Raw genomic sequence first — 11957 nt, 5'->3', positions numbered from 1 at the left:
ACGTCCTTCGTCGGCTCCTAGTGCCAAGGCATCCGCCATGCGCCCTTTGTAGCTTGACCTGTATAATTTGTCAAAATCTCTGATTTTGTAACAAATTAACACTCATCAGCTCTGCTGATTGAGTTTCCTTAACTCATCTTAAAATCTTTGATTTTGTTGCAAATTAACACTTATTAGATTATCTAATAAGTTTGTTTCTATAATTGATTCTCCAGTGAAATCATCACAATTGTAATAATTTCTACTTTCTTCACTGTGCAATTTTCAAAGAACAACTTTTCAGTTGCTAGCTTGCTAATTTCATAGCGTCTAGCTACTGATGAGAGATCTGGTCTCTCAAAATTAAACAGAGATTTCAGTGAACTTGTCATAATTTACGAAAAGGTGACTTCCTTTTCATGTTCTCCTTAGAAAGGAGGTGATCCAGCCGCAGGTTCTCCTACGGCTACCTTGTTACGACTTCACCCCAATCACTAATCCCACCTTCGGCCGCTGGCTCCTTACGGTTACCTCACGGACTTCGGGTGTTACCAGCTCTCATGGTGTGACGGGCGGTGTGTACAAGGCCCGGGAACGTATTCACCGCGACATTCTGATTCGCGATTACTAGCAACTCCAGCTTCATGTAGGCGAGTTGCAGCCTACAATCCGAACTGAGATCGGTTTTTGAGATTTGCTCCACCTCACGGTCTTGCGTCTCGTTGTACCGACCATTGTAGCACGTGTGTAGCCCTAGACATAAGGGGCATGATGATTTGACGTCATCCCCACCTTCCTCCTGGTTAACCCAGGCAGTCTTGCTAGAGTGCTCAACTTAATGGTAGCAACTAACAATAGGGGTTGCGCTCGTTGCGGGACTTAACCCAACATCTCACGACACGAGCTGACGACAACCATGCACCACCTGTCACCAAGTTCCCCGAAGGGCACTACCGTGTTTCCACAGTATTCTTGGGATGTCAAGTCTAGGTAAGGTTCTTCGCGTTGCTTCGAATTAAACCACATGCTCCGCTGCTTGTGCGGGCCCCCGTCAATTCCTTTGAGTTTTAATCTTGCGACCGTACTCCCCAGGCGGGGTACTTAATGTGTTTACTGCGGCACCGAGGTTGGACCCCCGACACCTAGTACCCATCGTTTACGGCGTGGACTACCAGGGTATCTAATCCTGTTTGCTCCCCACGCTTTCGTGCCTCAGCGTCAGTTACAGTCCAGAAAGCCGCCTTCGCCACTGGTGTTCTTCCTAATCTCTACGCATTTCACCGCTACACTAGGAATTCCGCTTTCCTCTCCTGCACTCTAGATGCCCAGTTTGAAATGCAGCACCCAAGTTGAGCTCGGGTATTTCACATCTCACTTAAACATCCGCCTACGCACTCTTTACGCCCAGTAAATCCGGACAACGCTCGCCACCTACGTATTACCGCGGCTGCTGGCACGTAGTTAGCCGTGGCTTCCTCCTCTGGTACCGTCATTATCGTCCCAGATAACAGAGCTTTACAACCCTAAGGCCTTCATCACTCACGCGGCGTTGCTGCGTCAGGGTTTCCCCCATTGCGCAATATTCCCCACTGCTGCCTCCCGTAGGAGTCTGGACCGTGTCTCAGTTCCAATGTGGCCGATCACCCTCTCAGGTCGGCTACGCATCGTCGCCTTGGTAAGCCTTTACCTTACCAACTAGCTAATGCGCCGCGGGCCCATCTCAAAGCGGATTACTCCTTTGATTACAAAACCATGCGATTTCGTAATTTTATGCGGTATTAATCTCCCTTTCGGGAGGCTATTCCCCTCTTTGAGGCAGGTTGCCCACGTGTTACTCACCCGTCCGCCGCTAATCCGTTCCCCGAAGGGAACTTCATCGCTCGACTTGCATGTGTTAGGCACGCCGCCAGCGTTCGTCCTGAGCCAGGATCAAACTCTCAATTTAAAGTTCAATCTCAAACTCAAATTCACTGACTTTATGATTTATCATCATCATCTCTGTTTAATTTTCAAAGACCAGTTTTTCTCTGTCGCCTCAAGCGACTTTTATATTGTATCATTTTTTTTAATACTTGTCAACACATTTTTAAACTTTACATTTAACTTAAAAGCTTATTTTATGCTGAGCTGTTTTGTCGTGTTTCAACGACGTGTTTTATAATACCACATAGTTTACACTAAGCATATATTATAAAATATAATTATATCAGATTAAATCGTATATACTTCATATTATTATATTTTTATACTTTTTTCTCATATTGATACGCCAGGAAAAGTATCATTAAAAAAAACAGGATACATTTAAATATATCCTGTTTTTGGGGTCATTACCTCAATTTAATAAAGCTATTTATTAAGCTTAACATCATATTTTGATTTTAATGCTTCAATATTCTTCAAATATTTTTCACTTTGTTTATCTTGAAGTAATTTATTTTTTATAAATTCTTTTACTTCATTTAACTCTTTTATATGACTTTCAGTTTTCTCTTCAACTTTTACTAAATGATATCCAAATTGAGTTTTAACAGGTTCGCTTACAATTCCTTTTTCTATAGAGAATGCTACCTCTTCAAATTCAGGAACCATTTGACCTCTACTAAAATTACCTAAACTTCCACCTTGTTGTTTAGACGGACATTTTGAATATTTTGTAGCTGCTTCTTCAAAAGCTAATCCTTCGCTTATTTCCTTTGCAATCTTTTTAGCTTCATCTTCTGTATCAACTAATATATGTTTTGCTGTTACAGATTCAGGTGATTTAAATTGTTCTTTATTTCCCTCATAAAATTCCTTTATTTCTTCTTCAGATATTTGAATTCCACCTAACATCTTTTGAACTGAATATTGTATTAATGCATCCTTTTTAATCATTTCCATCTGAGCTAAAAATGCCTCTTCTTTTTCTTCCTCATTTTCTTTTGCACTATTATAAATTAATTCAAAAGATATCATTTGCTCTAATAATTGATTTTTACCCATTTCTGAAGCATAATAACTTCTTTGATTTGCTGGAACTCTCATTAAAGCGTTTTGTAAATCACTTTCTTTTATTTCTACTCCATTTACAACTGCTAGAACTTTATTGTCCATATTTATTTTCTCCTTTTACTTTTATATGATATAAATATAATAACATATATATTAAAACATGTGAAACTTTGTTTCTATATGTTAAGGATTTAATTTTTCATTGTAGGGTTTTATATCTAGAACAGGGGTACTATCTAACATATCCACCCCTTCAATTGTTATTTTATTTTCAACTACTTCCAATATTTTCACTATAGACATGCCTATAGCGTTAGGCCTTCTAGGTGACCTCGTAGAAAAAACCCCTTTTTTTTCATCACTCCAAGGAGTTTGAGTTATAAGCTCAAACTCCCTGGACTTATTAAAATGGAACAAAACTATTATATGTGTTAGTTTGTCTAAATCTTTTAAACCCTGCCTATACTCCTCTTTTATATGTATAATTGCTTTTTTATCTTTAGCATAAATACTTTCAGATGGAATATCTTTTAATTCCTTAAAAGGTGATTCTACATATCCAATAGGATTAAATTTTACATCTTCCATAAATTCATCTCCTAACTAAAATATTATATACTCTAATATTTAAACTACTTAAAATTAAGTATAACATATAAAATTCATACTCATATATATAGTTTTATAACTTAAATTTCCAAATTACTTACTTTAAATTTATGCTTTTTATTTATATTATTATTTGAAATAAACCTATATTTGTGTAATAATTTTTTATATATTTAAGGATTTTAAATTATAATATTGGAGGTCTATATGAATATTTTTATAAAAAAACTATCTACTATTTTGTGTGTATTATTTATAAGTACATTTCTTTTTTCTTGCAATAAAAAAAACCCAAATATAAATACTGCTGTAAATACTCCTACAAGCAAACCTAAAACTACTACGTCAACGGCAAAAACTAAAAATATTGCTGTAAAAAAATCCATTACAGTTAAGCAGCTCCCTACTGAAAAGCCAAAAATATTAGATAAAAACTCTGAGAACACCACCCAAAATAAATCAGATAAAGCTACAACCACCAGTAATAATAAACCATCGACAAAAGCTTCTACAAAATCCTTATCAAAAACAATAGTTATTGATCCAGGGCATGCAGATAGAAGTAACTTAGAAAAAGAGAAGTTATCTCCTAATTCCAATGTACTTAAAATAAAAGATGGTGGTGGAGCCCAGGGAATTGTAACTAAAACTCCTGAATATAAAATAAACATGCTCGTGGCTAAATTATTAAAAAAGGAATTGGAATCAAAAGGTTACAAAGTTATACTTACAAAAACAAGTCATTCAGAGTCTCTAGGCAATATAGATAGGGCAGAGATAGGAAACCGAAACCATGCAGATCTAGTTATAAGAATTCATGCAGATTCTGCAGAAAATTCTTCAGCAAATGGAGCTTCCATGCTTGTACCAGCTGCTGTGGGGTATGCCAAAAATATATGTAATATAAGTCAAAAGTATGGTAGTACCATATTAAATCAGTTAACAAAAGAAGTAGGTATTAAAAATAGAGGTATAAGTATAAGAGATGATATGACAGGATTTAATTGGTCAAAGGTTCCAGTAGTTCTAGTGGAAATGGGCTTTTTATCCAATTCCAAAGAAGATAAACTTCTTAATTCAACGGAATATCAAGCTAAAATAGCCACTGCTTTAGCTAATGGAATATGTCAAAGTGTAAAATAACTAATTTTGAATATAACTATAAAACCCCAAAGATAAAAAAATTGAGTCTATCAAGAATTTTATCTTTAGGGTTTTTATCTAATCTACGAATTTAACTGCTGTGCCGTAAGCTATAACTTCCGCAGCCCCTTGCATTATTGCACTACTAGCGTATCTTATATTTACAATAGCATCTGCACCCAAACCTTCTGCTTCTTCTACCATTCTCTTTGTAGCTATTGCTCTTGCTTCGTTCATCATTTCTGTGTATGAAGTTATTTCTCCCCCAACTAAAGTTTTTAAACCGCTCATAATATCTTTTCCAGCATGTTTTGATCTTACTGTAGACCCTTTTACCATACCTATCATGCTTAAAGTTTTTCCAGTAATATAATCAGTATTTACTAATATCATCTTTTTTCTCCTCCTTAATCTCTTTAATCCTTTCGGCTGCATTAAAAATTAACACTCCCATTAACGCTAAAAAAATAATTAAAACCAACATTATAGCAAATTTATTAATAATACTTATTGAAGAAATTACACTTACAGCGTATAGCAGAAATATTAATAAAAAAATAATAGTTATTATTATAGTTATTATTATGCTTCCCATATAAATCTCCTAAAACTTTTATAGATTGTTATTCACTATTACCATATTGATTCTTTCTTATAGAAATCTCAAAAATTCTAATACAAAAAAATTGAAAACTTATTTCACATAGTAATAATTGGTTTATATGATAAAATTATATCATAATATAATAAAAAAATATAATCTTTTTATGTATCCATGAATATTTTATTGTAATATTAACAATAAATATAAAAAAACGTATCTCTAAATGAGATACGTTTTTTGGTGATCTACCGGGGAATCGAACCCCGGACACCATGATTAAAAGTCATGTGCTCTACCGACTGAGCTAGTAGATCAAAATAAATAACCTGGCGACGACCTACTCTCCCACAGGGCTTCCCCTGCAGTACCATCGGCGCTTTGAAGCTTAACCGTCCTGTTCGGAATGGGAAGGGGTGTTACCTTCAAGCCATAATCACCAGATGCTATAGTTCTTAGGTCTTTAGACCTTAGAAATATAGTACTCCTCAGCTCTGCTGAGCGAGTTTCCTTTAAAAGAACTTATTGTTCTTTCAAAATTACACAGTGTGGAAAATCTTTTAATTATCAACTGTCAATTATCAATTGTCAGTTATATNTTACGAAAAGGTGACTTCCTTTTCATGTTCTCCTTAGAAAGGAGGTGATCCAGCCGCAGGTTCTCCTACGGCTACCTTGTTACGACTTCACCCCAATCACTAATCCCACCTTCGGCCGCTGGCTCCTTACGGTTACCTCACGGACTTCGGGTGTTACCAGCTCTCATGGTGTGACGGGCGGTGTGTACAAGGCCCGGGAACGTATTCACCGCGACATTCTGATTCGCGATTACTAGCAACTCCAGCTTCATGTAGGCGAGTTGCAGCCTACAATCCGAACTGAGATCGGTTTTTGAGATTTGCTCCACCTCACGGTCTTGCGTCTCGTTGTACCGACCATTGTAGCACGTGTGTAGCCCTAGACATAAGGGGCATGATGATTTGACGTCATCCCCACCTTCCTCCTGGTTAACCCAGGCAGTCTTGCTAGAGTGCTCAACTTAATGGTAGCAACTAACAATAGGGGTTGCGCTCGTTGCGGGACTTAACCCAACATCTCACGACACGAGCTGACGACAACCATGCACCACCTGTCTNCGAGGTGCCAAACCTCCCCGTCGATGTGGACTCTTGGGGGAGATCAGCCTGTTATCCCCGAGGTAGCTTTTATCCGTTGAGCGATGGCCCTCCCACGAGGAACCACCGGATCACTAAGCCCGACTTTCGTCCCTGCTCCACCTGTATGTGTCGCAGTCAAGCTCCCTTCTGCCTTTACACTCTTCGCGCAATTTCCGACTGCGCTGAGGGAACCTTTGGGCGCCTCCGTTACTTTTTAGGAGGCGACCGCCCCAGTCAAACTGCCCACCTAACAATGTCCCGTGACCAGATTCATGGCCTCCGGTTAGAATTTCAATACTGTCAGGGTGGTATCCCAAGGATGACTCCACAGAAGCTGACGCCCCTGCTTCTAAGTCTCCCACCTATCCTGTACAGACAATACCGAAATTCAATGCTAAGCTACAGTAAAGCTCTACGGGGTCTTTCCGTCCAATCGCGGGTAGAAGGCATCTTCACCTCCAATTCAATTTCACCGGATTTGTTGTCGAGACAGTGCCCAAATCATTACGCCATTCGTGCGGGTCGGAACTTACCCGACAAGGAATTTCGCTACCTTAGGACCGTTATAGTTACGGCCGCCGTTTACTGGGGCTTAAGTTCAAGGCTTCGCTTACGCTAACCAATCCCCTTAACCTTCCAGCACCGGGCAGGCGTCAGCCCCTATACATCAGCTTTCGCTTTAGCAGAGACCTGTGTTTTTGCTAAACAGTTGCTTGGGCCTATTCACTGCGGCCTACTCTCGTAGGCACCCCTTCTCCCGAAGTTACGGGGTTAATTTGCCGAGTTCCTTGACAACAATTCTTCCGCTGGCCTTAGGATTCTCTCCTCATCTACCTGTGTCGGTTTGCGGTACGGGCACCATTTTCCTCGATAGAGGCTTTTCTTGGCAGTGTGGAATCGGATACTTCGCTACTAAAATTTCACTCCCCATCACACCTCAGACTTAAGACNCACTATCGGTCACTAGGTAGTATTTAGCCTTGGGAGGTGGTCCTCCCAGCTTCCCACAAGGTTTCACGTGTCTCGTGGTACTCTGGAGTAGATCTATCTTATATTTCTTTTACCTACAGGACTATTACCTTCTGTGGTGGAGCGTTCCAGCTCTCTTCGATTAGAAAATCTAAGACATTATGATCTATCCTCAACCCCTAAATCCGAAGACTTAGGTTTGGGCTCTTTCCCTTTCGCTCGCCGCTACTTAGGAAATCGATTTTTCTTTCTCTTCCTCCGGGTACTTAGATGTTTCAGTTCCCCGGGTTTGCCTCTGTATACCTATGAATTCAGCATACAGTACTCAGCGTAGCTGAGCAGGTTGCCCCATTCGGAAATCTGTGGCTCACAGGCTATTTGCGCCTACCCACAGCTTATCGCAGCTTATCACGTCCTTCGTCGGCTCCTAGTGCCAAGGCATCCGCCATGCGCCCTTTGTAGCTTGACCTGTATAATTTGTCAAAATCTCTGATTTTGTAACAAATTAACACTCATCAGCTCTGCTGATTGAGTTTCCTTAACTCATCTTAAAATCTTTGATTTTGTTGCAAATTAGCACTTATTAGATTATCTAATAAGTTTGTTTCTATAATTGATTCTCCAGTGAAATCATCACAATTGTAATAATTTCTACTTTCTTCACTGTGCAATTTTCAAAGAACAAGTTTTTCAGTTGGCTAGTGTGCTAGTTGGCTAGCGTCTAGTTAATTTACTAGTATACCAGCATATTAGCGTTAGCTACTGATGAGAGATTTAATTTTACAACCAATCACTTAACTGATCATTGATCATTGTTAAGTGACCATTGTTATCTGGTCTCTCAAAATTAAACAGAGATTTCAGTGAACTTGTCATAATTTACGAAAAGGTGACTTCCTTTTCATGTTCTCCTTAGAAAGGAGGTGATCCAGCCGCAGGTTCTCCTACGGCTACCTTGTTACGACTTCACCCCAATCACTAATCCCACCTTCGGCCGCTGGCTCCTTACGGTTACCTCACGGACTTCGGGTGTTACCAGCTCTCATGGTGTGACGGGCGGTGTGTACAAGGCCCGGGAACGTATTCACCGCGACATTCTGATTCGCGATTACTAGCAACTCCAGCTTCANCCGCGGCTGCTGGCACGTAGTTAGCCGTGGCTTCCTCCTCTGGTACCGTCATTATCGTCCCAGATAACAGAGCTTTACAACCCTAAGGCCTTCATCACTCACGCGGCGTTGCTGCGTCAGGGTTTCCCCCATTGCGCAATATTCCCCACTGCTGCCTCCCGTAGGAGTCTGGACCGTGTCTCAGTTCCAATGTGGCCGATCACCCTCTCAGGTCGGCTACGCATCGTCGCCTTGGTAAGCCTTTACCTTACCAACTAGCTAATGCGCCGCGGGCCCATCTCAAAGCGGATTGCTCCTTTGATTACAGAACCATGCGATTCCGTAATTTTATTCGGTATTAATCTCCCTTTCGGGAGGCTATTCCCCTCTTTGAGGCAGGTTGCCCACGTGTTACTCACCCGTCCGCCGCTAATCCATCCCCGAAGGGATTTCATCGCTCGACTTGCATGTGTTAGGCACGCCGCCAGCGTTCGTCCTGAGCCAGGATCAAACTCTCAATTTTAAGAATTTAATCTCAAACTCAAATTCACTGACTTTATGATTTACATCTTTATCTCTGTTTAATTTTCAAAGACCAGTTTTCTCTGTCGCTTCAAGTGACTTAATTATTATAGCATTTAACTTTTTTCTTGTCAACGCATTTTTAGACTTTTTTCTTAACTTTTTAGTTTGTTTTAAACTTATAAGTTGTTTTAAAAGTTTATTTTGCGTTGAACTTCTTCGCCGTGTTTCAGCGACGTGTTTTATAATATCACGTATATTGCTATGCTTTTATACTTTATATCCACATATGATTATATTATTTTTTATTTACTTTAATTTATTCTGTTTTCCTTAATATTTAACATATGGACACGCTAGGAACAGTTATCATAATTTCAATTACACCTTTACCCTTTGCCACTTTCCACTTCTAAACCTAAAAAATAAAAGAGTACCTCTAAATATCAAGTCTATAGTCATAGCAATCCATGCTCCTACTAGTCCGTATCCCAAAACTATGGCAAAAACATAAGCTAGTGTTAATCTCACGCCCCAAATTCCTAAAACTGTTATAACTAAAACACTTCTGGTATCCCCAGCTCCACGTAATCCCCCTGCAAATCCCATACAACCCGCTAAAAATGGTTGAGAAATTGCAACTATTCTGAGACACCAACGAGCATTTCCTATTATTGCAGGATCCCTTGTGAAAAGTTTTAAGAATATATCTGGAAATAAAAAAAAGAAGATTCCCACTGTACTCATAAAAAGAGCACCCATTTTTACTGACATAAAGCCACTCTTTTTAGCTATATCTGGTTTCTTAGCTCCTAAATATTGTCCTACCAAAGTAGTTGCTGCTAAAGCAAATCCAAAACCAGCGTTAAATGAAAGCGATTCTGCTGTTAATGTTATTCTATGTGATGCATAAACTACTGTACCTAAACTAGCTACTATTCTAGCAAAAAGTAATTGCCCAAATCGCATGAAAAATTGTTCTATAGCTGCAGGTATTCCTATGTTAAATATTCTTTTTATTATTCTTAAATTTACTTTTAACTTATCCTTTAAATCTATCTTCACTAAAACTCTACTACTAAATACTAAATATAAAATAATACATCCTCCAATTACTCTGGAGATAGTTGTTGAAATACCTGCTCCTGCAACACCAAGTCCTGCACCAGGTATTGTGATATCTATACTTTTACCTACTAATGGCAAATTAAAAGAAACGTCTCTTGTTTGATATATTAAAAAGAAGTTTCCTATTATATTTAATATGTTGCATCCACCATTTATGTACATTGGAGTCTTGGTATCCCCACTTCCTCTCAAAACTCCTGACATTATCATAGTTATTATCATCATTGGAAGACCTAAACTTGTTATCTTAAAGTAGTTAGTTGATATAGGTATTACTTCCTTCTCTGCTCCCATTAGTATTATTATATTTTGGGCTAGAAGCAGCGCTAAAGTTGTAAAAATAATGGCCATTAAAACACTCATTATTAAAGACTGCTTGGCCACTTCACCGGCTTCCTTAATCTTTTTAGCTCCAATAGCTCTTGCCACTAGAGCAGTAGTACCTACACTCACTGCTGCAAATATAGACATAGCAGTCATCATAGGCATATCACTAAGCCCTACTGCCGCAATAGCTGCAGCACCAAGACTTCCTACCATAGCCATATCCGCAAAGCCCAACAAAGTCTGCATAACCATTTCCATTATGGCTGGTAATGCTAATCTAAATGTATCCCTAGCTAGATTGTTTTCATTTAATTCTTTAATTGATTTTGAACTTTCCAAAGTATGTTTAGATTCTCCCATATGTACCCCCTATTATAACTGCCGTAAAAAAATCTTTCTCCCTTATACTATTTTACGTTAATTTTCCCAACATTTCAACAATTCTTGACTTTACATATTTGTAATACAACTTATTTATTTTTTACTTACTAACATTGTAAAAGCTTATATGGTCTCTCCATTTTCCATTTATAAAAAGATAATTTTTATTCAAACCCAATTCTTTAAAACCACAAGCTCGCAGTACACTTTGAGATTTACCATTGTCAACTAATGTAGATGCCTCTAATCTATGCAGTCCCATTTCCGTAAAGCAGTAGTCTACTACCAAGCTCAAAGCTTCTTTCATATATCCCTTACCTTGCTGCTCCTTATCAATAGAATATCCCACAAAAGCATTTTTAAATACTCCATATATAATATTTGAAACTTTTATAATGCCTACAAATTGTTCTTCTTCATATATTCCAAATTCTATCTCTACTCCATTCAGGTAATTTTTATAACTTTCCATAAGGTTTCTTTTTTGATATTCTAAAGAATAAAAGCTTTCATCTCTAGACGGTTCAAATGGCATCAAATAATTCTTATTTCTTACATAGTAACTTAATACTTCATCTGCATCTTCTGGAGTTAAAACTTTCAAACTTATCTTTTTACCTTGAAGTTTTAAAGGTATTCTTCTTATATTACTTTCATAAGACCTATAATCTATTCCGAATATTAGTTTTGAAAATCTTTCCCCGTTCTCCTCAATACTATCCTCCAATATTCCTTCTAATTTAAATCCTAAATTAATAAAAGCCCTTAAATCCACTTCTTCGTTTACTATTACATTTATTTTATAAATATTGATTTTTTTAAACAGTGAAATCATCATTAAACTAAGAGCATTTTTTAAACTCTCATATGCTCTTTGGCTATATCTATAAAAGTTTAACTTGAAACAACAATATTTATTTTCTTTATCCAATTCCGTTATAAAAATCCTGCCTATTGTTATTCCTGCTGCATCTTTTATTATATATTCCTTATCCCTTCCATTGACTAGTTCTAAAAGTACACCGCCCTTTTCCATAA

The 11957-nt window shown here is 38.1% G+C and carries 6 protein-coding genes, 1 tRNA gene, 2 rRNA genes and 3 other annotated features; of the genes, 1 reads left to right on the top strand and 8 read right to left on the bottom strand.

The annotated features are described in order from the left end of the window. Positions 1-411: 411 nt before the first annotated feature. From C1715_RS05560 to tsaA, 3 genes are all read right to left on the bottom strand, one after another. A 16S ribosomal RNA gene (locus C1715_RS05560) occupies positions 412-1924 on the bottom strand. Between the two features lie 404 nt (positions 1925-2328). Beyond that, the gene (locus C1715_RS05555) at positions 2329-3075 is read right to left on the bottom strand and encodes a peptidylprolyl isomerase (protein WP_102399598.1); all 747 of its coding nucleotides are present in this window, start codon (positions 3073-3075) and stop codon (positions 2329-2331) included. 81 nt (positions 3076-3156) lie between these two features. Next, positions 3157-3561, bottom strand: coding sequence for a tRNA (N6-threonylcarbamoyladenosine(37)-N6)-methyltransferase TrmO (gene tsaA / locus C1715_RS05550; protein WP_102399597.1), 405 nt, complete (start codon positions 3559-3561; stop codon positions 3157-3159). A 228-nt stretch (positions 3562-3789) separates the two neighbouring features. Here tsaA and C1715_RS05545 point away from each other — a divergent pair, with 228 nt between their 5' ends. Then, positions 3790-4725, top strand: a complete 936-nt coding sequence (locus C1715_RS05545; RefSeq protein WP_102399596.1) for an N-acetylmuramoyl-L-alanine amidase family protein — start codon at positions 3790-3792, stop codon at positions 4723-4725. A 78-nt stretch (positions 4726-4803) separates the two neighbouring features. Here the strand turns inward: C1715_RS05545 and C1715_RS05540 are convergent, their stop codons facing one another. The 5 genes from C1715_RS05540 to C1715_RS05515 form a co-directional block, all read right to left on the bottom strand. Beyond that, complete coding sequence (locus C1715_RS05540) at positions 4804-5118, bottom strand: YbjQ family protein (RefSeq protein ID WP_102399595.1); 315 nt, start codon at positions 5116-5118, stop codon at positions 4804-4806. A gap of 449 nt (positions 5119-5567) precedes the next feature. Beyond that, positions 5568-5643: transfer RNA gene (locus C1715_RS05530), tRNA-Lys, on the bottom strand. Positions 5644-5653: 10 nt separating this feature from the next. After that, a 5S ribosomal RNA gene (gene rrf / locus C1715_RS05525) occupies positions 5654-5770 on the bottom strand. 205 nt (positions 5771-5975) lie between these two features. After that, positions 5976-6660, bottom strand: a sequence feature (16S ribosomal RNA rRNA prediction is too short). Further along, positions 6330-7921 (bottom strand) — a sequence feature (mutual gap in cmsearch alignment for this rRNA model is longer than 100). Its footprint overlaps the feature before it by 331 nt. A 447-nt stretch (positions 7922-8368) precedes the next feature. Further along, positions 8369-9084 (bottom strand) — a sequence feature (16S ribosomal RNA rRNA prediction is too short). 380 nt (positions 9085-9464) lie between these two features. Then, complete coding sequence (locus C1715_RS05520) at positions 9465-10898, bottom strand: MATE family efflux transporter (protein WP_102399594.1); 1434 nt, start codon at positions 10896-10898, stop codon at positions 9465-9467. Between the two features lie 121 nt (positions 10899-11019). Beyond that, a complete protein-coding gene (locus C1715_RS05515; protein WP_102399593.1) occupies positions 11020-11955 on the bottom strand; it encodes a GNAT family N-acetyltransferase in 936 nt (311 codons plus the stop codon). Between the last annotated feature and the right edge of the window lie 2 nt (positions 11956-11957).

Source organism: Haloimpatiens massiliensis (genome assembly GCF_900184255.1).
Classification (GTDB): domain Bacteria; phylum Bacillota; class Clostridia; order Clostridiales; family Clostridiaceae; genus Haloimpatiens; species Haloimpatiens massiliensis.
This window is presented reverse-complemented; position numbering and strand designations above follow the sequence as displayed.

Coding starts and splice junctions, on each gene's coding strand:
- C1715_RS05515 (WP_102399593.1), bottom strand. CDS start 11,955: ATGGAAAAGGGCGGTGTACTTTTAGAACTAGTCAATGGAAGGGATAAG.
- tsaA (WP_102399597.1), bottom strand. CDS start 3,561: ATGGAAGATGTAAAATTTAATCCTATTGGATATGTAGAATCACCTTTT.
- C1715_RS05540 (WP_102399595.1), bottom strand. CDS start 5,118: ATGATATTAGTAAATACTGATTATATTACTGGAAAAACTTTAAGCATG.
- C1715_RS05555 (WP_102399598.1), bottom strand. CDS start 3,075: ATGGACAATAAAGTTCTAGCAGTTGTAAATGGAGTAGAAATAAAAGAA.
- C1715_RS05545 (WP_102399596.1), top strand. CDS start 3,790: ATGAATATTTTTATAAAAAAACTATCTACTATTTTGTGTGTATTATTT.
- C1715_RS05520 (WP_102399594.1), bottom strand. CDS start 10,898: ATGGGAGAATCTAAACATACTTTGGAAAGTTCAAAATCAATTAAAGAA.